Source organism: Paenibacillus sp. JCM 9796 (genome assembly GCF_055379675.1).
In genome coordinates this window covers 171,766-196,614 of the sequence record NZ_AP043723.1, presented here as the reverse complement: position 1 = coordinate 196,614, position 24,849 = coordinate 171,766, and the positions used below count along the sequence as shown (strand labels likewise).

Annotated in this window: 24 protein-coding genes; 18 read left to right on the top strand and 6 right to left on the bottom strand. The window is 46.4% G+C overall.

Annotation, left to right across the window (positions count from 1 at the left end; translation table 11 throughout):
• Positions 1–43 precede the first annotated feature (43 nt).
• Entirely contained in the window at positions 44–739 is a 696-nt protein-coding gene (locus ACZ439_RS00985) for a DUF7002 family protein (RefSeq protein ID WP_141335641.1), read from the top strand.
• 109 nt (positions 740–848) lie between these two features.
• Here the strand turns inward: ACZ439_RS00985 and ACZ439_RS00980 are convergent, their stop codons facing one another.
• Complete coding sequence (locus tag ACZ439_RS00980; RefSeq protein WP_464620510.1) at positions 849–2,531, bottom strand: sigma-54-dependent Fis family transcriptional regulator; 1,683 nt, start codon at positions 2,529–2,531, stop codon at positions 849–851.
• Between the two features lie 400 nt (positions 2,532–2,931).
• The gene (gene adhP, locus ACZ439_RS00975; protein ID WP_127609223.1) at positions 2,932–3,942 is read right to left on the bottom strand and encodes an alcohol dehydrogenase AdhP; all 1,011 of its coding nucleotides are present in this window, start codon (positions 3,940–3,942) and stop codon (positions 2,932–2,934) included.
• 236 nt (positions 3,943–4,178) lie between these two features.
• Between adhP and ACZ439_RS00970 the strand changes: the two genes are divergently transcribed.
• The 16 genes from ACZ439_RS00970 to ACZ439_RS00895 all read left to right on the top strand — a co-directional run bounded on the left by ACZ439_RS00970 (position 4,179) and on the right by ACZ439_RS00895 (position 20,987).
• The gene (locus ACZ439_RS00970; RefSeq protein ID WP_054797426.1) at positions 4,179–5,339 is read left to right on the top strand and encodes an iron-containing alcohol dehydrogenase; all 1,161 of its coding nucleotides are present in this window, start codon (positions 4,179–4,181) and stop codon (positions 5,337–5,339) included.
• Positions 5,339–6,649: a sensor histidine kinase gene (locus ACZ439_RS00965; RefSeq protein WP_464620509.1), complete on the top strand. Its 1,311-nt coding sequence runs from the start codon at positions 5,339–5,341 to the stop codon at positions 6,647–6,649. The genes ACZ439_RS00970 and ACZ439_RS00965 overlap by 1 nt, the downstream gene beginning before the upstream one ends.
• A complete protein-coding gene (locus tag ACZ439_RS00960; RefSeq protein WP_464620508.1) occupies positions 6,624–8,054 on the top strand; it encodes a sigma-54-dependent transcriptional regulator in 1,431 nt (476 codons plus the stop codon). Before ACZ439_RS00965 ends, ACZ439_RS00960 begins: the two co-directional genes overlap by 26 nt.
• Positions 8,055–8,236: 182 nt before the next feature.
• Entirely contained in the window at positions 8,237–9,757 is a 1,521-nt protein-coding gene (adh, locus tag ACZ439_RS00955) for an aldehyde dehydrogenase (protein WP_141336720.1), read from the top strand.
• 13 nt (positions 9,758–9,770) lie between these two features.
• Positions 9,771–10,133, top strand: a complete 363-nt coding sequence (locus ACZ439_RS00950) for a DUF779 domain-containing protein (protein ID WP_127609232.1) — start codon at positions 9,771–9,773, stop codon at positions 10,131–10,133.
• 142 nt (positions 10,134–10,275) lie between these two features.
• Positions 10,276–11,205 (top strand): ketopantoate reductase family protein, encoded by a 930-nt coding sequence (locus ACZ439_RS00945; RefSeq protein ID WP_054797427.1) that lies wholly within the window; start codon positions 10,276–10,278, stop codon positions 11,203–11,205.
• 202 nt (positions 11,206–11,407) lie between these two features.
• Entirely contained in the window at positions 11,408–12,916 is a 1,509-nt protein-coding gene (locus ACZ439_RS00940) for a 4-hydroxyphenylacetate 3-hydroxylase family protein (RefSeq protein WP_464620507.1), read from the top strand.
• Positions 12,916–13,377 carry a flavin reductase family protein gene (locus tag ACZ439_RS00935; protein WP_054797428.1) on the top strand — a complete coding sequence of 154 codons (462 nt, stop codon included), beginning with the start codon at positions 12,916–12,918 and terminating at the stop codon, positions 13,375–13,377. The genes ACZ439_RS00940 and ACZ439_RS00935 overlap by 1 nt, the downstream gene beginning before the upstream one ends.
• 260 nt (positions 13,378–13,637) lie before the next feature.
• Positions 13,638–14,606 (top strand): catechol 2,3-dioxygenase, encoded by a 969-nt coding sequence (locus ACZ439_RS00930; protein WP_127609238.1) that lies wholly within the window; start codon positions 13,638–13,640, stop codon positions 14,604–14,606.
• A 147-nt stretch (positions 14,607–14,753) separates the two neighbouring features.
• The gene (locus ACZ439_RS00925; protein WP_054799900.1) at positions 14,754–15,572 is read left to right on the top strand and encodes an alpha/beta fold hydrolase; all 819 of its coding nucleotides are present in this window, start codon (positions 14,754–14,756) and stop codon (positions 15,570–15,572) included.
• A gap of 77 nt (positions 15,573–15,649) precedes the next feature.
• On the top strand, positions 15,650–15,844 hold the full coding sequence (locus ACZ439_RS00920) for a 2-hydroxymuconate tautomerase (protein WP_054799906.1): 195 nt from the start codon (positions 15,650–15,652) through the stop codon (positions 15,842–15,844).
• A 129-nt stretch (positions 15,845–15,973) separates the two neighbouring features.
• Positions 15,974–17,872 (top strand): XylR N-terminal domain-containing protein, encoded by a 1,899-nt coding sequence (locus tag ACZ439_RS00915; protein ID WP_155615337.1) that lies wholly within the window; start codon positions 15,974–15,976, stop codon positions 17,870–17,872.
• 591 nt (positions 17,873–18,463) lie between these two features.
• Positions 18,464–18,844 (top strand): hypothetical protein, encoded by a 381-nt coding sequence (locus ACZ439_RS00910; RefSeq protein ID WP_464620506.1) that lies wholly within the window; start codon positions 18,464–18,466, stop codon positions 18,842–18,844.
• The gene (locus ACZ439_RS00905; RefSeq protein WP_054797435.1) at positions 18,838–19,065 is read left to right on the top strand and encodes a HAMP domain-containing protein; all 228 of its coding nucleotides are present in this window, start codon (positions 18,838–18,840) and stop codon (positions 19,063–19,065) included. The genes ACZ439_RS00910 and ACZ439_RS00905 overlap by 7 nt, the downstream gene beginning before the upstream one ends.
• 178 nt (positions 19,066–19,243) lie before the next feature.
• Complete coding sequence (locus ACZ439_RS00900) at positions 19,244–19,672, top strand: methyl-accepting chemotaxis protein (protein WP_464620505.1); 429 nt, start codon at positions 19,244–19,246, stop codon at positions 19,670–19,672.
• Between the two features lie 370 nt (positions 19,673–20,042).
• Positions 20,043–20,987 (top strand): MFS transporter, encoded by a 945-nt coding sequence (locus ACZ439_RS00895; protein ID WP_464620504.1) that lies wholly within the window; start codon positions 20,043–20,045, stop codon positions 20,985–20,987.
• A gap of 59 nt (positions 20,988–21,046) precedes the next feature.
• Here ACZ439_RS00895 and ACZ439_RS00890 read toward each other — a convergent pair whose 3' ends face one another.
• From ACZ439_RS00890 to ACZ439_RS00875, 4 genes are all read right to left on the bottom strand, one after another.
• Positions 21,047–21,259, bottom strand: a complete 213-nt coding sequence (locus ACZ439_RS00890; protein WP_464621115.1) for a DUF5348 domain-containing protein — start codon at positions 21,257–21,259, stop codon at positions 21,047–21,049.
• Positions 21,260–21,281: 22 nt separating this feature from the next.
• Positions 21,282–22,085, bottom strand: a complete 804-nt coding sequence (locus ACZ439_RS00885) for an ExeA family protein (protein ID WP_054798675.1) — start codon at positions 22,083–22,085, stop codon at positions 21,282–21,284.
• Positions 22,082–23,467, bottom strand: a complete 1,386-nt coding sequence (locus ACZ439_RS00880; protein ID WP_464620503.1) for a transposase — start codon at positions 23,465–23,467, stop codon at positions 22,082–22,084. The genes ACZ439_RS00885 and ACZ439_RS00880 overlap by 4 nt, the downstream gene beginning before the upstream one ends.
• 174 nt (positions 23,468–23,641) lie before the next feature.
• Positions 23,642–24,244, bottom strand: a complete 603-nt coding sequence (locus tag ACZ439_RS00875) for a DUF6431 domain-containing protein (RefSeq protein ID WP_464620502.1) — start codon at positions 24,242–24,244, stop codon at positions 23,642–23,644.
• A gap of 113 nt (positions 24,245–24,357) precedes the next feature.
• On the opposite strand from ACZ439_RS00875, the gene ACZ439_RS00870 reads away from it, so the two are divergent.
• On the top strand, positions 24,358–24,846 hold the full coding sequence (locus ACZ439_RS00870; RefSeq protein WP_464620501.1) for an MFS transporter: 489 nt from the start codon (positions 24,358–24,360) through the stop codon (positions 24,844–24,846).
• The last annotated feature ends 3 nt before the right edge of the window (positions 24,847–24,849 follow it).

The window sequence follows — 24,849 nt, the reverse complement described above, 5'->3', positions numbered from 1 at the left end:
TGGAATCCTACTCCTATCAAGATAGACGTGAAGGAGTGAGGTGATGAAAGAGGCTGTTATCACTGCAATAACAAAAGCAACAAGCAGAAAATCCCTTTATCATTTTACAAGAGTAAGGAATTTGCCGGCTATTGCTCATTTTGATGCTCTATTGTCCAGTTATAACCTAAATCCCCACGGTGCAGGTGAGCGCCGATCAGAGGCCAAGGAAGTGAACTATCATGAATATTCGGTTACAATAAATGCTCATTTAAGGATTCCTGACAGTATGATAGATGCTGAAACCACACAGGAACAATTTCGGGCTTGTCTGGATCGGCATGTATTTTTTTGGCCCACATTAAAGGATTGTCAGAAAATGATGGACACTTATACGCGGAGAGAACCGGATGAAAGGTTTGCCATTCTGGAATTCGATGCGTATTTCTTATTATTGGAGCATTATTCAGCAGTGAAGTTATCTAAATACGACTCGGGGAGCTCGCCGCGGTTTCCGACTCTCTGTTCTTACAAGAAGAGTCCAGATATGTTTCTACCATTAAATGGCTTCAAGATCATACTGAATAACATCGTGCCGACAAAAGCGTCCGAAATACGGGAGGTACTCATCGAAGATCAGGTTATCAACGTGTCAAAGTATTTACGGGCTGTTTACGTCGATAATTGTAAAGTTATACCTGAGTGCTGGAGAGATCGGGCGAAGCCTTTGGCGGATTTGCAAGTCATGAAATCAAGATGAATGCATCGCTTACAGAAGTTGCTTAATCCATAACCTCATAAAACCTCATATCGAGCTGAGAACTGCAAAAAAAGCTGCCGGTGGATCTCAATAGATCCTGCAGCTTTTTTTAGATTGTAATATCGTATTCTTCAATTTTTCTGTACAACGTCGTTCTTCCGATTTCCAATAGAGCTGCGGCCTTGCTCAAATTCCAGCCCGTTGCCTGCAATGCCCTTTTGATTGCCTCGATTTCCGCCTCTTTAAGCGAAGGGACGGAATCATCGGCAGCCTGAGCCTCCCGCCGCCCGGTTTGACAGTCGGTTTCGAACTGCAGATGTTCGGGGCGAATGGGACTTCCCTCGGCAAGAAAAGCGGCCTGAATAAGGATGCTGTTTAATTCGCGAATGTTTCCGGGCCAAGCATACTGCAAGAGCTTATTTGCCGTTTCTTTCGATAAATGAGGGTTCGGATCGTTATGGCTGCGCAGCAAATGTATGGCAAGCTCAACGATATCGCTTCTTTCGCGGAGTGAAGGCAATGTAATTTGAATTCCTTTCAAACGGTAATAAAGATCGGCGCGAAACCGTCCTTCCTTGATTTCATTTTGCAAATTTTTATGAGTCGCTGCAATGATTCTTATATCAATGGGTTTACTTTTGGCGCTTCCGACGGGGGTGATGGTACGTTCCTGCAAAACCCTCAATAGAGCCGCCTGTGCGCGCAAAGACATATCGCCGATTTCATCCAAAAAAATCGTACCCTTATGGGCAGCTTCGAATTTCCCGGCATTTCCTTCCCGATTGGCTCCCGTAAATGCGCCCCGCTCATAACCGAACAATTCGCTTTCCACCAGGCTGTCGGGTATTGCGCTGCAATTCACGGCTATGAAGGGTTGATTCGAACGCAAACTGGCCGAATGAATGGATTGCGCAAACAATTCTTTTCCGGTGCCGCTTTCTCCCAACAACAGAACCGGAAAGTCGGTGAGAGCCGCTTTGTAGGCCAGTTCTTTTTTCTGTATGAGGCTTGGGCACGATCCGGCGATATCGGAAAAAGTATACATGCGATTTACGCTGATCACTTTTTTTTGAATCGCTACGGAACGCCAAACCTTTTGTTGATGATCGTGTATTTCTTCGATAATAAATCCTTCGATGCCGGAGAATTCATGGCCGATGGCATCCTTGCCTATAATCCGGAGAGCGGCTTGATTGGCGCGAATGATTCTGTTTTCGTGATCCAGCGAAAGGAGCGGAAGCGGATTGTTTTTCATCGAATATTCCAATTCCTTCAAAGTGATGAGATGTTCCTTCCTGGATTCTTCGATGAGAAGTTGGTTCTGCAATGAATCCGCGGCCATCGTTGAGAGAGAAAGACTAAGCGCATTATAGTTTTCCTGTTTGCTGCTGAAATTGATGGCGCCCAACAACTCCCCGGTCGGACTGAACACAGGCGACGATGCGCAAGTAAGGAAATGATTCAACTGGCAGTAGTGTTCTTCGGCATGAACGCGGACAGGTATTCTTTCGTTAATGGCAACCCCGATGGCATTCGTTCCCTTTCTGTTTTCAGCCCAATTGGCGCCCACCTGGAGCTGAACCGCAGCCGCCCGTTTGGAGAATTCAGGATCTCCGACGGAATAAATAATATTGCCTTGAGCATCGATAAGAAGGGCCACTTGTCTCGATTGCTTAATGAAGTGCTCCATTTTCCCGAAAATATGTGAGGTATGCTTAATCAGAGCCTCATTCTCTTTAAGGATTTCATGAATTTGCTTTCCTGTAACCAATTGGTCATCCACAGGATCCATCTGTTTCAATCCATATTGTTGACAACGCTTCCAAGAGCTTGCCACAACTTCTGAATGCTTCCTTATTTCCAGAGATGACAACGTAAACACCTCCACACACAACATGTGTGATATTGATTGTAGTATAACATAATGGATATCCAGATGTGCCCATTTAAACAAGATTGTTTCAAAATGTTACACCTTGCCGACGGTACGATTTGATCAAATTCGGACACCGAGAGACACCGTTTCCGTTTCACATAGGAGCACTGCTTCGCAACAATTCTATTCGGCAAATCAGAAAAAAACACCATTACGCATTGGATTTCAGTGGAGTGGTGATTCAGCTAAATCCAATAACGTAACGGTGTTTTGTGTGTCACTGGCACAATAAATTCGTCGGCAAGCGCTTACATTATTAAAATGTCAAGACGATCCGTCCGTTAATGTTTCCTTTTTCCATACGTTCAAAAATTTCATTGATTTTTTCCAGTGGCTGTGTTTCGATGATCGCTTTCACTTTGCCGCGGGCAGCGAAATCCAAAGCTTCTTGCATGTCTTTTCTTGTACCGACAATCGAACCTGTTACTGTAACGCCGTTGAGAACCGTATCGAAAATCGGGATTGGCAATTCGCCGCTCGGAAGACCGACTACCACCAGTGTGCCGCCGCGTCTTACAGAACGATACGCTTGTTCAAACGCTTTCGGAGTCACTGCCACGCTCACTGCAGCATGAGCGCCGCCGACTTTGTTCTCGATTTCCTCTACCGGATTTACCGACTTGCCGTTTATGGTAAGATCGGCACCCAGCTTCTTGGCAAGTTCCAATTTATCGTCGCTGATATCGACTGCAATGACATTAAATCCCATAGCCTTCGCATATTGGAGCGCAATATGTCCGAGACCTCCAATGCCATAGATCGCCACCCATTCTCCCGGCTTTGCACCCGTTACCTTCAGGGCTTTATAGGTGGTTACGCCTGCGCATAAGATCGGGGCAATTTCTTCATCCGATACGCCGTCCGGGATTCTCGCGACATAGGCAGCAGGTGCGACGCAATATTCCGCGTATCCCCCATCGACCGAATAGCCGCCATTTAATTGGCTTTTGCATAACGTTTCCCAACCGGTCAAGCAATACTCACATTCGCCGCAAGCGGAGAACAGCCACGGAATTCCAACCCTGTCCCCGATGTTTATGGAACTTACTCCCGGACCGACTTTTTCTACATAGCCAACGCCTTCATGACCAGGGATCAAAGGAAGTTTAGGTTTCACGGGCCAATCCCCATGAGCGGCATGCAGGTCGGTATGGCAAACTCCGCAAGCTGTGATTCTTACCAGCACTTCTCCTTGTCCGACATCCGGAGTCGGTACTTCTTTGATTTCCAGCTTTTGATGAAATTGATTTACAATAGCAGCTTTCATTTGAATCCTCCTTCAAAATGAACGAATATGGTTGCTTGGCATGCAACACTTTCATACATACGCAAAACCCATGCCAACCCCAAAAACGCAGAAACGCTATGTTTTTATCATTGAAATGACGAAAATTCGGCCGTTAAGCCGAAAAAACGGCTGCCCTATCATTTTTTCGGCATTTTATAAAATATTTTCCAAAAAGTAAAATAACAAAGTACAATAGCAATGAAGGAGGAAGATCCATGGGTATTTTCAAATTCATGACACCCGAAATTATTTTCGGTACGAATGCTCTGAGTCAAATCGGGGAAAGCCTGCTTCGATTGGGAGCGAAAAAGGTTTTTGTTGTCTCCGATAAAGGCGTTCTGAATTCCGGTTGGGTGGAACTTGCCGTCCGCTATTTGAAAGAATGTAAACTGGACTACTGCTTATGGACGGAACTTACCCCCAACCCCAAGGACTATGAAGTGGAAAAAGGCGTTCGAACCTATATGGAAAGCGGTTGTAATTCGGTTGTCGGGATCGGAGGAGGAAGTGCAATTGATGCCGCAAAATCAGTTGCCTTACTTGCAACCAATAGCGGGACGATCCAACAATATGAAGGTGTCGATCTCGTAACCAGGCCGCTTCCGCCAATGGTCATGGTGCCGACGACTGCAGGGTCGGGATCGGAAGTTTCCCAGTTCTCCATTATCCGCAATTCCAAACACAAGGTGAAAATGACCATTATTTCCAAATCGTTAATTCCCGATATTGCGATCATTGACCCGCAGACCTTGATGACGAAAGATGCGCGTTTAACGGCGCATACGGGTATGGACGTTTTATCACATGCCATTGAATCTTATATTTCTCTAGCGGCTACCCCGATGACTGAAGGGTATTCCTTGCAAGCGATTCGCTTAATTGCCAATTACCTTCGGCCTTCCGTGGCAAGCCAACACAATCGTGAAGCGAAAGAAGCTATGGCGATGGCAAGCCTTCAGGCAGGTATCGCTTTCTCCAACTCGATTTTGGGAGCGGTTCATGCCATGTCACATCAACTAGGCGGTTTGCTGGATCTGCCGCATGGGGAGGTAAATTCTATTTTGCTGCCTTATGTATTGGAGTATAATTTGATCTCTTGTCCCGAGAAATTTAAAAACATTTCCGAGGCTTTCGGTGAGAACGTGGACGGTCTCAGCCTGACTGCAGCCGCCAGAAAGGCGATTGGAGCCGTTAAAGAATTGGCCGGCGATCTCGGCATCTCTGATTCTTTGTCCAGTTTGAACCTGAAAGAGGAACAGATTGATTTTATGAGCCATAATGCGGTTCATGATGCCTGCATGACTACGAACCCGCGGGATATGAAGGCGGCGGATGTGAAAATGTTGTTCCGCCTTGCTCTGGGGAGTGACTTCTGATGTCGGGCAAACAAGAGTTGATTGACAAGTTAACAGGAATTAAATCTTCACGAAAAAGTTACTACAGTGAATTAAACGCTATCGTCGAAGAAATGAAGAAAAAGAACAAGCAGCTGGAAGTCATTAACCGGTTAACGCAGATCCATGTGGACAAATCCTGGGAGGAAGTCAGCAGCTATCTGGCAGCCCAATTATCACAAATTCTTTCTTTCGACCGGTTTGTCTTGACACTTATCGACCATTCCGATCTGTTGTTTTATATTTCGGAGCCGGAAGCGGCGAACTGGTCTTGCCGTTTTGTCAAAAGGCGAATGGTGACGAAGACGGCCATGTCGATTGAAGAATTTAAAAAGCTGCTTAAAAAGGAAATACCGGATCATTACGGCACATCCGTTTGTTTGCAATATCAAGCCGGAAACATCTATGGATTTCTTACTCTTTTGAATCAGGAGAAAGTAGAGTACCCCCAAGAGGAGCTTGAGCTTTATAGGCGTATGGGAGAACATGTGCGAATCTCCATTGAAAACATCCACTTGTTTAAAGATGTGAGCGAGAAAGTCAACATGGAAGCGCAGCTGATCCAGTCTGCAAAGATGGCTGCTTTGGGAGAGATGGCTGCGGGGATCGCCCATGAATTGAACAGTCCGCTAACCGCCATTCTTGGAAATGTCCAGCTTCTGATGCGCGACATGAAAGACGGGCGTCCGGGCAAAATGCTGGAGGATATTTATCAGTGCGGCCTGCGCAGCAAAAAAATAATACAAAATTTATTGACATTCTCTAGACAAGAAGAATATCAATTAGAAACCATGCACCTCTCCAGTTTGATAGAAGACGTATTAGGGCTGGTGGGGTATCAACTGGCAGTTTCCGGTATTTCGATACGGAAAGAAATAGATCCGACACTTCCTCCTGTCAGAGGGAGCCGCAATCAAATCGAACAGGTGTTGATTAACCTCTTTCTTAATGCGAGAGACGCCGTTCAAGGAAAAAGCAACCCGGAAGTGATCATTGGAACTTGCCTCGCAGGTTCAGAGGACCGGTCATTCGTTTCCATCTATGTGCTCGACAACGGAGTTGGCATTGAAGAAGACTATGTATCTCAAATATTCAATCCTTTTTTTACAACGAAGGAAAGCATGAAGGGTACCGGTCTGGGACTTTCTGTGAGCCTAGGCATTGCCGAGTCCCATGGAGGAAAGCTTCTGGTAGACAGCAGGGTGGGCGAGTACACCCGGTTTTCCCTTTTGCTTCCGATCCAGGAAAATGAAGGAGGGGAAGAATATGAGAAGGGTGCTAGTAGTCGATGATGAAATCGAAGTGACCTCTTTTTTTCGATATTTTTTGGAAGATAAAAGCTGTGACGTGGCGATTGCGAATTCAGGGAGGGAGGTAGATGAGCTGCTTCACCGGCATCCATCTCCGTTTCACCTGGCTCTTGTGGATCTGAAGCTGCCTGATGCCAATGGATTGGATTTGTTGGCCAAAATTAAAACCAAGTACCCGGACTGCGAAGTCATGATCATGACCGGTTACAGCACCGTCAAATCAGCTGTACTGGCCATACAGGCAGGGGCGAAAGACTATTTGGAAAAGCCGTTTGATGACCTGGAGAGTCTTGAAAACATCATCAATTCGGTATTACTGAACCCCGTCGGCAATACGGAAAAACTGAACATGGAAGCTGCGCAATACGGAATTATTTATACGAATTCAAGTCCACTGCAGAAAGTCATAGCCGTAGCGGAAAAGTTGGCCAAGAAAGCCATCAACATTTTGATCGAGGGAGAGACGGGCACCGGCAAGGAATTGATGGCCCGATTCATTCACGGCTCCAGTCTGAGGGCCCCATATCCGTTTGTCGGTATCAATTGCGGGGCGGTGCCGGAAAGCCTGATGGAGAGTGAATTGTTCGGTCATGAAAAAGGGGCATTTACCGGAGCGATCAAGACCAGGAAGGGATATTTCGAGCTTGCTAACAACGGAACTCTCTTCATGGATGAGATCGGAGAGGCACCGACTTCCATTCAGGTAAAATTGTTGCGTGTGTTAGAGACAGGAGAGTTCATGAGGGTAGGCAGTGAAGAGATCCAAAAGAGCAATGTGCGGTTCATCTCAGCCACAAATCGAAATTTGGAAACCGAGGTCGAAAACAAACAATTTCGCGCTGACCTCTTATACCGGTTGGAGGGAGTGAAATTGTCCATTCCTCCTTTGCGGGAAAGACCCGGGGATATTCCGTTGATTGCGCAGTCCTATCTTGACAAAAAATATGGTGGCGAGTGCCGGCTTGATTCGGATGCAGCGGAGATTTTAAAAATGTACGATTGGCCCGGGAACGTGAGACAACTCCTCAATGTGCTCAATCAGACGCATGCCATTCACGAATGCAAGTGTTTAAAGGCTGACCATCTTCCGCCATATTTGCTGCAAAGAGCGGAGCATCCCGTCAACCAAATGCCGATTGATCGGCAAATCGAAGATTTTATTGAACGGGAAGCCGAGCAATTTGTGCAAAGTCTGGTAAATGGCTTAAGCCAAGTCGAGCAGATCCATTTAAAAAAAGTAATGGACAGAATCAGAAAGATGGAAAGGGAAATCGGGAGAAAAGTGATTGAAAGAAGGTTGTCCGAGACAAATAGAGACAGGCAATTGTTGAGTAAGAAATTAAATATCTCAATAAGGACACTCCGATATATTTTAAATGAGAAGTAACGAGAGCCGTTGCTGCGATTGTTCTATTTTGAACAAGATGAAACACCTGATCTGTTTCATAATGTATGCAAAGCGATACAAGCGCTTACAAAAAAGCTTGCGCAGCCGTTAATTTTCGATTGGCACGACTTTTGCTCTATTTTTGATTGCCAAAAAAAATTGGGCATAAGGAGGCTGGACAAATGATTTATGCACAACCGGGGCAAACTGGCTCCAAAGTTACTTTTAAAAAGCGCTACGACAATTTTATCGGAGGAAAATGGGTAGCGCCTGTCAATGGGCAATATTTTGAGAACATCACGCCGGTAAAAGGTCAGCCTTTTTGTGAAGTGGCCCGTTCGACTTCGGAAGATATCGAATTGGCCCTGGATGCGGCCCATGCCGTCAAAGAGGCTTGGGGACGTACATCGGCAGCCCAGCGCGCCTTGATTCTTCACCAAATCGCCGATCGCATGGAAGCCAATTTGGAGCTGCTTGCCGTAGCCGAAACCTGGGATAACGGAAAGCCGGTCCGGGAAACGTTGGCCGCCGACATTCCTCTGGCGATCGATCATTTCCGTTATTTTGCGGGCTGCATTCGTGCCCAGGAAGGAACGCTCGGCGAAGTGGACGGCGATACGGTTGCCTATCATTTCCATGAACCGTTAGGCGTCGTCGGGCAAATCATCCCCTGGAATTTCCCGCTGTTGATGGCTACTTGGAAGATTGCGCCGGCGCTCGCTGCGGGCAACTGCATCGTGCTGAAGCCAGCGGAGCAAACGCCTGCTTCCATCATGGTTTTGGCGGAGCTGATCGGCGATTTGCTGCCTCCAGGAGTGTTGAATATCGTCAACGGCTTCGGGCTGGAAGCAGGTAAGCCTCTTGCTTCAAGCAACCGTATCGCCAAGATCGCTTTTACAGGAGAAACGACGACAGGCCGCTTGATTATGCAATACGCGTCACAGAACATTATTCCGGTTACGCTGGAATTGGGCGGCAAGTCTCCCAACCTCTTTTTTGACGACGTTTACGCCAAAGATGACGCGTTCTTGAATAAGGCCATCGAAGGGTTTGTGCTGTTCGCTCTGAACCAAGGCGAGGTTTGCACCTGCCCGTCCCGCGCCCTTATTCAAGAATCGATTTACGAACCCTTCATGGAACGGGCATTAAAGCGCGTGGCCGCGATCAAGCAAGGCAATCCGCTCGATACGGAAACGATGATCGGAGCTCAAGCATCTTCGGAGCAGGTGGAGAAAATTTTGTCCTATATCAGCATTGGAAAGCAGGAAGGAGCGGAATGTCTGATCGGCGGAAACAAAGCGGAGCTGAAAGGCGACTTGGAAGGCGGGTATTATATTGAGCCGACCGTATTCAAAGGGCACAATAAAATGCGGATCTTCCAGGAAGAAATTTTTGGGCCCGTCGTTTCTGTGACGACCTTTAAAGATCAGGAGGAAGCTTTATCCATCGCCAATGACACCCTGTATGGGTTGGGAGCAGGGGTATGGACCCGCGATATGAATACAGCTTACCGTTTCGGAAGAGGCATTCAGGCCGGGCGCGTATGGACCAACTGCTACCACGCTTATCCGGCGCACGCCGCATTCGGGGGCTACAAAGTTTCGGGGATTGGCCGCGAAACGCATAAGATGATGCTTTCCCATTACCAGCAGACGAAAAACCTGCTTGTCAGCTACAGCCCGGACGCTCTAGGGTTCTTCTAAGAAGGCCGGCGCCATGGAAGAAGTCCGAAAAGTTCTGGCCACTGACGCCGCCCTGGAGCTGATCGAGTTTTTGAAAGCCAAGTACGGCCCTGTCATGTTTCATCAATCGGGAGGGTGCTGCGATGGCAGCTCTCCGATGTGCTATCGAGATGGCGAATTTCTGATCGGCGATTATGACGTGTTATTGGGGGAAATCGGCGGAGCCAGCTTTTATATGAGCCAGGCTCAATATGAGTACTGGAAGTATACCCAACTGTTCATTGATGTCGTTCCCGGCAGGGGAGGCATGTTCTCGCTGGAGGGACCGGAAGGACGCCGGTTCTTGACACGCTCTCGCGTTTTCACAGATGAAGAGTTGAAGGCGCTTCAATTATAAGCACCCCTGTCAAGTAGACAGATATGAATGGAAACTGAACGATTAGGCGGCTGTAGTCAGGAAATCGCTTGGGCTGCAGCCGTTTATTGGTGCGAATTCGAGCTAGATCACTCAACCGATTCTATCGAAGGTAGTGTTTAAAATGAAAAGAATCAACAAAGTATCGGTTATCGGACTTGGGGCAATCGGAGCTGCTTATGCAAGTAAACTGCACGATTTGAACCCGAACTGCGTTCAGGTTATTGCTGATGAAGAACGGATTCGGCGTTACAAATCGGACGGACTATGGATCAACGGCAGACGCTGCGATTTCAATTATTTGACGCCGGAAGTGGAAGCCGGACCGGCGGACCTTGTATTGGTGGCGGTCAAATACCAGGGGCTTCAACAGGCTATAGCCGATATTAAACATCATGTCGGACCGGAAACCGTGATTATGTCGCTGATGAACGGAATTTCTAGCGAAGAAATCATTGCCCATACCTATGGAAGCGAGAATCTGCTTTACGCGATGTGTGTCGCGATCGATGCAGGAAGAGAAGGAACGGACATCTCCTTTTCGAGTATAGGCAGAATTTGTTTCGGAGAGAAGAGGAATCCGTCTCATTCGCCAAAAGTACGGTCAGTCAAACAATTATTTGAACAAGCCGGAATTCCTTATGAAATTCCGGAAAATATGGAGCACGCGATGTGGTGGAAATTCATGATCAATGTCGGGATTAATCAGACATCGGCTGTGCTCAAAGCGCCGTACCGAGTGTTTCAAGAGATACGAGAGGCGCATGATTTAATGGTAACGGCGATGCAGGAAGTCATTGAATTATCGAAGAAAGCAGGTGTACATTTAAACGAAGGGGATTTGGCTGCGTTTGATCTCATCTTAAGACAGTCGCTTTCGCCTGAAGGCAAAACGTCGATGCTTCAAGATATCGAAGCAGGTCGGAAGACCGAAGTGGAATATTTCGCAGGAACGGTATGTCAGCTGGGGCGCCGGTATGGCGTGCCTACTCCTGTCAACGAAATGCTGTTTAGAATGATTCGTGTGCTTGAGCAAGTCAACGGCAGGGGGTAATTTGATGTTCCGGACGAATAGAAGCCTTTTCATCCTTTTGATGAAAGGCTTCTATTTTTATCTCACTCCGTCGATAGAGACTAACAAAGATTGTCTAAAAAAACATAATTTTCAGACTATTGGTGTCGTTGTTGATTTAACCAGCAGTCCGTTACTATAAACATGTATGAAAGACTAATATTCATGGGAGGTTGATAAAGAAATGATGAATGGCAAAGAGTATTTGGAAAGTTTGAATGATGGTCGCGTCGTTTACCTGAACGGTAAGAAGATTGAAGATGTAACCACTCATCCTGCATACCAGAATTCCGCAAGATCGATTAAACGCATGTATGATTCGCTGCACGATCCGGAAAAAGCTTCCATTTTGACGACAAAAACCGAAGAGGGATACGTAACCCAGAAGTTTTTTAAAGCGCCTACGAGTGCCCAGGAACTGTTAGAATCCAGAAATGCGGTTGCTGAATGGTCAAGACTAAGCTTCGGATTTATGGGTCGGACGCCTGACTACAAAGCTTCATTTACTGCACACCTGGGCGCGTTTTCTGATTTTTATAAAGGTTTCGAAGGAAATGCGCAGAGATGGTACGACAAGACGGTAAGAGAAAATACGTTTTGTAACCACACGCTTGTCAATCCGCAAGTTGACCGTTCCAAACCGCTGCATGAGAATAAAGATGTCTTCGTACGTGCTGTCGATGAGCGTGATGACGGAATTATTGTAAGCGGTGCCAAATTGGTGGGAACAGCAGCAGCGCTCACTCACTATAACTTCGTATCCAATTATGGAGTTACTGATCTTGGGGATGGCGATCAAAGCAACGCATTAATCTTCTTTGTTCCGATGAATGCACCGGGGCTAAAAATGATCAGCCGCCAGTCTTATGAATTGGCAGCGGCCACAAATGGTACGCCGTTTGATTATCCGCTATCCAGTCGCTTTGATGAGAATGATGCGGTTATCGTGCTTGATAACGTATTTATCCCCTGGGAGGACGTGCTGACGTACAAGAATTTAGAAATAACGAATAACTTCTTCGTACAAACGGGATTCTTCAACCGCTTTTGCCTCCACGGCTGCACGCGTTTTGCCGTAAAACTTGATTTCCTGGCAGGAATGCTGCTGAAGGCAACTGAGATGTCCGGAACCCAACAATTCAGAGGTGTACAAGTCAATATCGGTGAAGTGTTGGCCTGGCGCAATATGTTCTGGGCGCTCTCCACAGCCATGTGTCACGAAGCGGTACCTGGACCTAATGGCATCGTAATGCCGGGTATGGATTCGGGAGCAGCCTATCGCGTGCTGGCGCCAATGGCATGGTTGAAGATAAAGAGCATTTTCGAGCAAGTGATCGCGGGCGGATTGATTCAATTGCCGTCAAGCGCAGAAGACTTCAATAATCCTGAAATCCGCCAGTACCTGGATACTTACTATCGGGGATCGGGAGTAACTGCTGAAGAACGCGTGAAGTTAATGAAGTTGGTTTGGGATGCCATTGGCACAGAGTTTGGCGGCCGACACGAGCTGTACGAAGTAAACTACGCTGGCAATACCGAAAACATTCGTTTAGAGACACTGAAAATAGCCGATGCTACGGGTCAATCAACTAGGTTTAAATCTTTTGTAGACCATGCGATGAGTGATTACGACCTTACCGGCTGGACGAATAACAACTGGATTAATGTAAAGAAAGAAGAGCTGGTACGCTAATGGACGACCGTTTATTTCGCAGCGCAATGGGGAAATTCGCGACAGGCGTTACAGTCATTACCACAGAATTAGAGGGTAAGCCTTATGGCATGACGGCAAACGCGTTTGTATCTGTCTCCTTGAATCCGAAACTAGTGCTCGTCTCCGTAGGGATACATGCACATATGCACAACAGAATCAAGGAATCGAAAAGGTATGCCGTCAACATATTAAGCGAGCACCAGCAAGATCTGTCAGCGCTTTTTGCTGGTCAGAAGAAAGACGGAACAGAAGTTAGATTCGCAACGTTGGATGGGATTCCTGTGTTAGAAGACACGATTGCAACCATGACATGCAACGTTACGGCTGAATACTTAGTGGGTGATCACACTTTGTTTATCGGTGAAGTCACGGATATTCGCCTGCAGGACGGTGAGCCACTGCTGTTTTCACAAGGAAAATACGGTCAAATGATAAAATAACCATAAACAGGTAAAAAAGGGTTGCATAGTAATGAAAATAGCATACAATTAATTTAAAATACTCATATGAAATGTGGCGAACCGAGCAAAAACTGTGCATGTGTAGAAGTTTCTCTTCGCGTATTGTAAGCGGTTGCATTCGCTGATAGTGTAATGGAGGTCACATTGCGGCTGGTACCAAATGTTCAATCGTACAATGTCCAAATATTTAGAAATATGGAGAACGGTATTTATTTTATTAAATAATGGAGGAATGAAAAATGTCCAAAGAACCGAATTTTGATGTTGCACAACTTGCCCATGTTGAAATTTATTCACCAAAGCCAGAGGAAACACTATGGTTTTTTAAAGATCTTCTTGGCATGGAAGAAACAACTAGAGAGGGCCAATCGGTATATCTTCGTGCCTACGAAGACCATTATCACCACACATTGAAGGTAACGGAAGCAAAAGATGCCGGTCTGGGTCATGTCGCCTGGCGCGCAAGTTCAAAGCCAGCTCTGGAGCGTCGTGTGAAAGCGATTGAAGCAAGTGGTTACGGAAATCAGTGGATTGACGGGGATCTTGGTCATGGAGATGCTTATCAGTTTCAGACACCTGACGGTCATAGTATGGAAATTTTATGGGATGTCGAGTACTATAAGGCTCCTGAAGAGAAAAGATCTGCTCTTTTGAGCCGGCCGCAAAAAAGACCATTACACGGTGTGCCAGTCCGTCGTTTAGATCATGTCAACCTGCTTGCCAGCGATGTCACGTCAAACAAGAACTTTCTCATGGATGAACTTGGATTCCGGTTGCGGGAACACATTATGTTAAACGATGGCAATGAAGCTGCCGCTTGGTTGAGTGTGAGTCCATTGGTCCACGAAGTTGCCGTCATGGGTGATCGAATGGGTGGCCGTGGTCGTTTACATCATGTTTGCTATTGGTATGGTTATCCGCAGCATTTGTCCGACATTTCCGATATTTTCACAGAGAATAATATCAAAATTGAGGCTGGCCCTGGCAAACATGGCGTAAGTCAAGCTTACTTCCTCTATGTGGTAGAACCTGGAGGAAATCGCGTAGAGCTATTCGGAGATGCAGGTTATTTAATCTTTGATCCGGAATGGCAACCGATTCAATGGAAAGAGGAACAATTGGAGAAAGGCATTATCTGGTATGGTTCTCCGCTTCCTGCCGAGTTTTTCATGTACGGCACGCCAGTTATCCAACCGGCCAAGGTGTAAAGACGGCTATTGAAACGACACCGTCGCGTCAAGGGATACCCGCTTGAGCCGATAAGTTGGTTTCCGCAATCAAGCAGGAGTGGAGATTAAGCAGTCTCATCTTCTGTTTATTCTCCACTCATCAAAGAAATATCAGGAGGTGATCGCATGAGTGAACACGGAAAATACATGGAAACCGGGGGCATCATGACGCATTTTCATGAGGATGGGCAGGGAGACCCGCTTCTGTTAATTCACGGATCAGGACCTGGAGTGTCTGCTTGGGCCAATTGGCGTTTGGTGTTTCCCGCTCTCTCCAAGCATTTTCGATTATACGCGCCTGATGTTGTAGGTTTTGGATATACCAAACGACCTGAGGGAATCCATTACTCCGTTGATGTATGGGTAGACCATATGATTTCGTTTATCGAAACGAATAAGCTCCATAATCTATCTATGATTGGGAATTCGATGGGTGGCGCATTGGCACTCCATATTGCCTATAGAAGGCCGGACTTGGTAAACAAACTGATTCTGATGGGCAGCGTCGGGTTGTCTTTTCCGATTACAGAGGAATTGGATTTGGTCTGGGGGTATTCACCTAGTTTCGAAAACATGAAACGTCTGATGAGTACTTTTTCCTACGACCAAACGATGGTTAAAAACGATAACCTTGTCCAACTGCGTTATCAAGCGAGCGTCCAAAAAGGTTTTCAAGAAGCGTTTGCTTCCATGTTTCCCGCACCTCGCCAGCGGCATGTTGATGCGCTTGCCTTAAACGAAGAAGCGTTAAAAAGTATTACCAAACCTACTTTGTTGATTCACGGCAGAGAAGACCGGGTAATCCCTTTTGAGCAAACCAGCTTGAAAATGGAGTTGTTGATGCCCAATGCAGAACTGCATGTGTTTTCAAAGTGTGGACACTGGATGCAGATTGAAAAGACCGAACCGTTCTGTGAGCAGGTCATTCAGTTCTTAAGCCGGTGAATGACAGACTTATCGCAGTCTTGACGGACTTGGCTCTGCCTCGGCCGTCTTTATCAAATAATAAAGGGGCGGTTAGCATGCCATTTATTCAAATCAATATGATAGCGGGACGTACCCCCGAAAAAAAAGAGAAGCTGATTCACGAAGTCTCCCATACTGTAGCTAACGTTTTGGACGCACCAATTGAGACTGTCCGGGTCATGATTAACGAAATGCCCCCGGAACATTGGGGAATTGCCGGAGAGTCTGTGAAAAAGCTTCAATCCAAATAACCGGGAGAGATGGCTGTGGAGTGGACTCTGCTGGGGAATGCATGACCACGCCCCTGGGATGGGCCTCATTTCATTTACGGGAGAAACGTCATAGTGTGGATATTAATACCAAAAAAGGTGTGAAGATAGATGACAAATAACAAGCTTTTATTCGATCATCATATTGTATCAGACCATAACGGAACTATTCACATGAACAACGAGAGAATCATTTTATTATCATCATCCGCTTTCGGAACGTTTCGAAAGGACTTGATTGAAAATATTGGAATGGACAGAATGAAGGGATTCCTGATCCGTTATGGCAGGGATCTGGGGGTGAAAGATGCGAAAAATGTTCTCGCTATGAATTTATCCTCGGTTGAAGAATCCATTATCATGGGACCGGACATTCACATGATTAAGGGATTTACCGGCGTTAACACAACAATGTTGAAAATTGAATATCTCCCGGATAAAACTGTGAAATCCATTCACATGGAAGGTATCTGGTATAACTCGTATGAAGCTGAAGACTACGTGTCGCGGTTGGGCTCCCCGGGTTGTTACACGTTAGTCGGCTACGCTAGTGGGTATTTGTCTGCTATTTGCAACCACATTGTGATTGTAAAGGAATTAACTTGTGAAGGAATGGGGCATAAGGAATGTAGATGGGTGGGGAAATCCCTTGACCTATGGGACGGGGAAGTGTATGACTTCCTACGCTATTATGAAGACACACCCATTGTTAAAGAATTGGAAATAACCTATGAAAAACTATTGGAAGAGCGCAACAATCTATCCCGAATATCTAACATTCATAAAAAATTAACGGAAGAAATTATCAACGGGAATGATCTGCAATCGATCGCCCATATCGTTTATGAAACAACGGGCATTCCCTTGATCATTGAAGATGTCAATTTTCGCGCTTTCGCCTATTCAGGTTTAACGCCACAATTTTTTAAAGAGGCAAATGAAGATTTTAAAGACTATATCCAAAAAAACAAGAAACCCGTTCATGATCCGAATGTGACGCCAAACGGTTCTTTTTTGCATTCGACATCGATCAATGCATCCTGCCATTCTCGTTTGATCACGCCGATTTTCATTCGGGGAAAAATATCGGGTTATTGTTCATTTATATCTCAAAAAGTGAAAGAATATCCGGAATTCGACCTCGTTACTTTAGAGCGGATTGCCTCCGTTTGTTCGCTTTATCTGTTAAATGAAAAGACAAGTTTAGAATCGGCGGAACGGATGAAAGGACATTTCTTGGAGCGAATTTTACAAGGGCAGTTTTCTTCAAAGCAAGATATTCTTAATCACGGCAGTTATATTAATTTTGATCTGGAGCAGCCGTTTTACATCGTTATCCTCAAGTATCAAAATCAGCATGGGTATTTTGAGAATGAAATGCTAATATATGAAGAAATAATAGAAACGACCTTGCAATACTTTAAAAATAAGATGTGGAATGTATTAATGTGTCAACGTGGGAATAACATTGTGTTGCTTGTTCAAACGGAATCATTAGCTAATTTGGATATTTCAGCCTTATGTAACGGTGTTATCGAGCACTTAGCCCATATATTCAGAAAATACACCTTTCAGATCGGCGTCAGTTCGAAAGGGGAACAAATCGATCGCTCCATAGACTATTATGATGAAGCTATTGTCGCCTTGCGAATGAGTATGCCCAGCACAAAAAAAGTGGTTTTATTCGAATCTCTCGGTATAGTAGGGCTGTTGATTAACAATAAAAATGAGAGCGCTATCAAAAAAGCTGCGCGGCAGCTGCTAGGACCACTCTATTCGACTGATTGCAATAAAAATCCGGAATTGATTAAAACACTCTACATATTTTTGTCAAACGGCGGAAATCTCGAACAAACAGCAAATGAGCTTTGTCTATCCATGAGTGGACTCCGCTATCGTATTCATAAGATCGAGACTCTTCTTGAACAAGAATTGCGTAATCCGGCCTTCAATTATCAACTGTATCTCATGCTCCAGGCGTTACTTGTGATAGGCGAAATCGCAATTTAATATACATGGGATTGTTAGTTGAAAAATGAATAGAAATGAGAGGGCTGCCGTGGCGGCCTATTTTCTATGATGTTGAGGAATCAGGAAGCATAGCCGGTTATTCGAACAGTCTGGGGTCCCGCCAACATTTTACCCAAAACATACGATATGACATTTTTCGTATAATAACCGAATTTTGGGTTCTAAACGCTATTCAACAGAAGAAAATTATACGTCTAACGTTTATGACTAAGGATAGTCGGGAATTGGTAAGAAGATGCGCGGCGTTCCTAGGGCTTTAAATGACTGCCCACGCTAGCTTGACACTCAAAAGGCGAGAAGCTGAAAGTGAAAAAGTTCGTTCATTTTGCTATGATAAGCAAGATACCAAAAAAAAATTGCAGGTAGGAGCTATGAAGCAATACCGTATGACATTGCCAATCCGTATCAAATTGCTTGCCAGCTTTCTAGTGATATCAGCCATGCTTGGTGTTGCAGGCAGTATTGCTTACGTGTACATGCAAATTGTAGACCGCTGTTATTCGGATCTTGTAAATCGGAGGGCGTCGATTCTGCTTTATAGCGAAAGAAATGCAGGTTCAGGCGACCCAAATGAATAGTAGCGTACGTGATTACATGATTACGCGAGATTCGGTTGCTTTGGATAAAATGGATGCGGCCCAGAACCAATTGTTAAACTTGACTAGGGAAGCGTCCTCTATGGTGCATTCGGACGATAACAAGCGTTTGTTGCAGTATATGGAGGGTAACCTTCAAAAAATGGAACAAATCAAAGCGGAATTTGTCCGTTTAGTGCAGGCGTCTCCCGAACAATCGTTGCGTTACGCGACAGAGAACTTTTTTCCACTTAGCCGTGATATCCGGGAGAATAGTGACGAACTTGCTTCACTTCAACAAAGTCAAATGGAGGAAGCAAGTCTAGAAAATACGGATACAGTCGAAAAGCGCAAAATGTGGTTCTTCTTGTGTTGATCGTTTCGCTTGCCGCAGCGATCGGAATGGCGCTCTTTATTGCTTCACGCCTTTCTAAACCGCTTGTCGAGATGACCGCTGTCGCGCGACTGATTGCAGACGGGGATTTGACCAAAGACATTCCGGTCATTCGCAGCCGTGATGAAATGGGAAGCATGTCTGCGGCGTTTCAACAGATGGCGGCAAATTTACGTTCATTGATCCGGACGGTTTTCTTTTAGTGCGGAAGGAGTATCCGCAAGCTCCCAGGAACTTGCAGCAAGCGCTGAACAATCGACGCAGGCGGGCCAGCAAATCACTCAAACGATTCAGGAAATTGCTTTCGGGGCGGAAAGTCAGGCCAAAGGAGCCGAATCGAATTTCAGAGCGGTTGGAGAGTTGTCGTCGGCGATTCAACGTTTGGCCGAATCAACGGAAGTTATGCATGTATCGTCTCTGCAAACAGCCGCGAAAGCAGAATCGGGAAGTCAACTGCTGCGGCGTTTGTCCGATCATATGGAAGCTGTCCAGCAAGCCGTAATTGAATCATCCGGTCTAATGGACAACTTGCACGAACGGTTAATCGAAATCGGAAACATTGTTGACCTGATGCGGGAAATCGCAGCCCAGACCCAATTGCTTTCGCTTAACGCTTCCATTGAAGCAGCGAGAGCAGGAGAGGCTGGACAAGGGTTTGCCGTGGTTGCGGGAGAAGTGAAGAAATTGGCGAACCAATACGAGCAATCGGCACAAACCGTGGCAGCGATTTTGGAGGATATTTCGCTTCGATCCGGAAAAGTCTCGGATGCGAGATGCATTCCGGCGTCCGGGAAGTGGGAAGCGGCATGAAGGCTGCCCGCGATGTGGAACAAGCTTTCGTGGAGATTCCTTTCTTCGCGTGCTCATTATAATTGTACTCGTAATCAGGAATGTGAATAAACCTAGTAATAAAATCGGAAAAGAATGAAAAAAGTATTGCATCATTAAAATTAATTATGTTATGATTCTTTACAAATAAATAATAAGGCTTCCTAATGCGGACCGACCATTCAACTGGAGGTCTCATTCTCTCGAAGTTAATGTGGATCGAACATACAAATGGAGGTCTCATTTTCTTAAAGGGGGAATGAGACCTCTTTTTATTATTTTTTAAATCAGTATATTCTTATTTGAAATTGTTAATGGGTCGTTCAAAGCTTTTTACTGGGAGGAAGTTAATGTGGGGACAAAGTTTATGATGAACTCACGTCAAAAAAGGATGTGGCCCATTCTCATATTGGGAGCTTTTTTTGAAGGCTTCGATGATGCGGTAATTAATATAGCTCTGCCGTATATAATGAAAGATTTTGGAATAACGACACAGATGTCCGGGTATGCCCTTTCCATCATTGCCGTTGGAACGATGGTTGCATTCTTCGTATCTCGAATGGCAGACACGATCGGACGTCGCCAGGTTTTTTTATCAAGTGTTTATATGTATTCAATTTGTAGTCTAGTCACAGCTTTCGCACCTAATATTGAGGTTTTTATTTTCCTGCAGTTTGTTGCACGTATTTTCTTAATCGGTTGCTGGTCTGTCGGGTATGTCATTCTCTGTGAGGAGTTTTCAACAGAACATCGAGGAAGTGCTGTTGGACGATTCCAGCTTACAGCGGTTTTTGGTGCTTTGTTGATTGGAATCCTGCTTCCCATCATAACGAAGCTTGGGCTAAGTTGGCGAGTACTTTACATTGTTGGAGCATTTCCGATGATTCCTGTATTCCTGCTTAGAAAGAGACTGCCTGAAACAGAGGCTTTCCTGCAATTGCAAGAGGAGAAGAAACTCGGTAAAAAGCTCCCGAAAGGAGACTTTTTCGGACCTTGGAAAAGCCCTTATATCAAATACACGGTGGTCATGTCCATCGTATGGGTATTTCTCTATTTCGGAATCAAAGGTACTTTAAATTTCTTTACCTTAAGGGTTGTAAACGAATTGAACTGGACCCCAAACATGGTGAGCATCGGCTTATTGACTCAAACCATTACGGCAATGCTTGTCATTGCTTTGAATGGCAAGCTGATGGATCGTATCGGACGCAAGCTGTCATCAGCCACTTTCTTTGACGGTGAATTCGGAACCGCCAATGACGGTGGCTTTTTGTTAATGCCACCGTCACTTTCTTAGCGATCGGTATTTGTCTATTGCCTAGCGGCATTAAAAAAACCTGCTCTGAGGAACAGGTTTCAAAAGATCGGCTGTACGCGGTATGTAGCCTTCCGGTGTAACCAGAACTTCGTATCGCCAAATTTCACGTACCATTCACTATCAACTTCCAGATTAGACGGGATGAAGAACTTTCCTACCTGAAACATCATCGCATCTCCGCAGTGTAGAGGGTAAAGCAACTCTGTGCCACTGTACACCCTCCATCGACGGGTTCCTTTATGGAACCGCATTTCGTATGCTTCCATCATCGCTTCACTGCTCCTTAAATTCCGTCAAGACGCGGCTTATGTGAACGGCATCAATCAATTTATCCTTCCGCAGAACAGCTTCGAGAAGGGCGGCTGTACATACGTTGTTCACCTCACGGCTAATTCCCCTCGTATGCGCATAGATCGCGTCCATCGCTTCGGTCGTAAACACCGGATGCGTGCTGCCAGCTACTTCAAGCTGGTGCCCAATGTAATCCCTCGTTTCTTGTAAAGATAGTCCTTCCAGGTGAAAGCGGATGTTCATCCGCTGGGTAATCGGCCGAAATATGCGAAGCTGTAGTGTCGCCTGCAGTTCCGGCTGCCCGATCAAAAGCAGCGCAAGCGGCGACACCGAATCCATATTAAAGTTCGTTAGGAATCTGACCTCCTGCAGCATATCGCCGGACAGAAGGTGTGCTTCATCAATTACAATAACGGTCACTTTCTGCTGGTTTTCATAGAGATCCCATACCAGGTGCTGAAACTGCCGCTTTGCTTCGCTGCGTAAAAATTTCGGTGTCAGCCCAAAGTGGTGAAGCAGTTCCCGGTAGAAGTCCCGGGGCTTCAGATTCGCGTCAGACAAGTAGAGGAACCGGTATTTGTTTGCATCGAGCTGGTCTTTTAGACAACGGACGGCTGTAGATTTTCCGCAGCCGATCTCGCCTGTGACACAGCCAATCGACCTTGTCATGACCATGTACTGCATCCGCGCAACGCACTCCTCAAAGCGCTGGGAGCGATGAAGGTGCCGGATCTCAATCTCCCTTGTAAACGGGTTTCGCTCCCATCCAAAGAAGCTTCGAATCATGGCTGTTTTACCTCCTTCATAGCGAGCGAAAGAGCCGCCCCTTGTGTTTCGCGATGCTGTCTCTTTTGTTCTTCAACCAGGAGCTCGACATAGTTCAGTCCCGTCTTGGGAGGCACCGGGTTGGCTGTTTCCATCTCAGACTTCTTTGGTTTTTGCTTCGGATCCCGGAGCTTCAGCGGTTTGGCATCCTCATAACGAACTTCATCTTTCCATACTTGGATCAAGCTCAGATCGTGCGGATCAAATCGGACCTGCACCTGGCTGCCGGCCAGCTTCGTTTCCACCTCGAACGTTTGCCCTAGTAACGAAATACAGCCGGTTTTATCCGCTTTGCGGGTTTCCTCGAGTAGAAAGACCTCCACGAGCTCATGCGGCGGGATTGTACGAATCGGGTGATCATCTTTCTGGTAGCGGTCGATCGGGCGCTGTTTGAAGCTGTTGTGAATTTTCTGGTGGTAAGCGATCTCGAGCCATGCAGAGAAAAACCGATTCAAGTCGGACAGCGTTCGAATCTTGTCTTGCTCGATCAAAGCGTAAGCTTCCGGGACAAAGCTTTGGTCAACGAACCGGAAGAACTTTTCTTGTTTTCCGCGTCCTTGGGGGCGGCCGGGCTTTGTGTGCTTGAGCTCCGTCCTTAGACGCCCGCAGATCCGCTCAAAGTGATGCGAGGAATAAATTGCACCATTGTCTACATAAATCGATTCGGGAACGCCGTGCTTCAGAATGGCCTTCTTTAAGCAGTCCTCGAGCCGGGCCACACGCTCCTCGAAGTAGAATTGCCCGTGTACGACAAACCGGGAATAATCGTCGATGAAGATGACCAGATAAGCCATTGCTTTTTTGCCCGGTTTATCCGGATGCGGCAAATGGAGCGTATGCTGTACATCACCTTGCCACATGGCGTTGCGGTGTGTTGCTTCAAATCGGCGAAACTCGCTCCAGCCACTGCTCATAAGCTGCTTTCGCGTCATGCCGTGGCGTCTGAGCTGTTTGCTAAGCGTACTTTCTTTCAGAACTCCCGGCTCTACGAACCGGGCGAGCTCCAAAATCGCGATGATCTGTCTGACGCTGCGGCCGGGATGCTCTTGCTTGAGGGCTTTCGCCTTCTCAAGCACATCGTCCGAAGTCTCTCTTGCTTGCAACTTATCTGCCCGTACCGAGGGAAGCAGAGCCTCCCAGCCACCTTCCCGGTAATCGTGGACATATCGTTCCAGCGTTCGTAAACTGATCCGCTTCTCCCGTCCGTCTGGCGTGTTGTACACGTGGCTTACAATGTCCCGCATTAAAGCCATTTGTTCGCCCGTCTCCAGTTTCCGGCTGACGAGCGGTGCGATCAAGCCATAACGAAAGTTGGCGATCGCCTGTCGTTCTTGTTCATTCATAACATTGTCTCCTCTCTATCCAGGTCTCAGACAGTATCCCATGGGCACGATGGTCTTGTGCAGGAGGCATATTTTGTGGGATTCGGGCCAAACCGCCAGAATGTTCCCTTTTTCGACAGGCGTCCATGCGGCGTTTGATGTTTTTCTGGATTTTGGCGGAGACGAAAAGGGGGGTTAGAGAAATTCAGCACCGGGCAGCCTTGAATTGAGCAGCGCAAAGACCCCTTGTCTCCAAGAATAGACAGGGAAGTAACAGGACAGGAGTTGCCTTAGCCAAATGAGGGTATCTGCGGGTTTTTTAGCTGCGCCTGGAGGATACATACGGAGAAGATCTCCTTCGACCCCCGCAGAGATAAGCTGCCCTGCGACCCATAAGGCGACAGAAGAAGCTATCCGGATGTGCCGCTTCCACCATCGCTTCATCGTACTATGGGAATAACGAAGAGCAGGCGTGGTTGTGGTTTTCCTCGCCTGTCGATACGAAAGCCCTTGGAATTTCCGGGTGATCGCCGCCTCCCGCACCCATGTCGCAAAACGGGCCCACGGTACCAAGAAATCTGGAAGAAGAGATATGGTTTTCCCGCAGTCAGGGCAGTAAAGCCGGTAAATGGGAATCCGGTAAAGGTTATGCTTCGTCGTCACCGACCGGTAGTAACGTCCGTGCTTATGAAGGGATCGCCCGCATGCTTCACAACAAAGCTCGATCTCAGGGGCTCGATCCTCGTACAAACGTAAATAGGCCTTGCAAGAACGTCCAAAATGGAGTATTTTATACATGAGTTTTGAGAGAAGTGTTCCCGGGGATCCTCGCCAAAGGTTCGGGAGCACTTTTTCTTTTTTTTAACTAAAATAGCCTAATCCTCCGTCATTGTACAGAAGGAATTAGGCTATTGGCGGTAAAACAATGGGGTAGCCGCCGCCATCCCGAATGGCAAATTGTTGCGCTTTTGCCGACAAATAATCCGGCGGCGAACAGCAAGCGTGCCGCGACGATCATTATCATCGTTGGATGTATATGTAGTGTTTTAATGTTCACCCTTCATAATTTTTACGCTGTGCTCATCTGTAGCATTATCTCAGCTGGTTTCGTGAACTCTTTCCTCATTGTCGGATCAACGCTGACCAATGAGCTCTTTCCCACTGAAATTCGTGCGAGTGCTATGGCCTGGGCAAATAACATCGTTGGCCGCTTAGGGCAAATCTTAGTCCCTACTGTTGTTACAACAATCGCCCTATCGCTCGGCTTAGGGAATGCCGCTGCCCTAGCTGTAAGCTTACCGATCATTTCCCTTATTCTTATCCTGGTTTTCTTACAGGATACGGGTAAGAAAACCATAAATAAGCCTCTCGAAAATAAGGGAATAACGGAAAATAGCTGACTA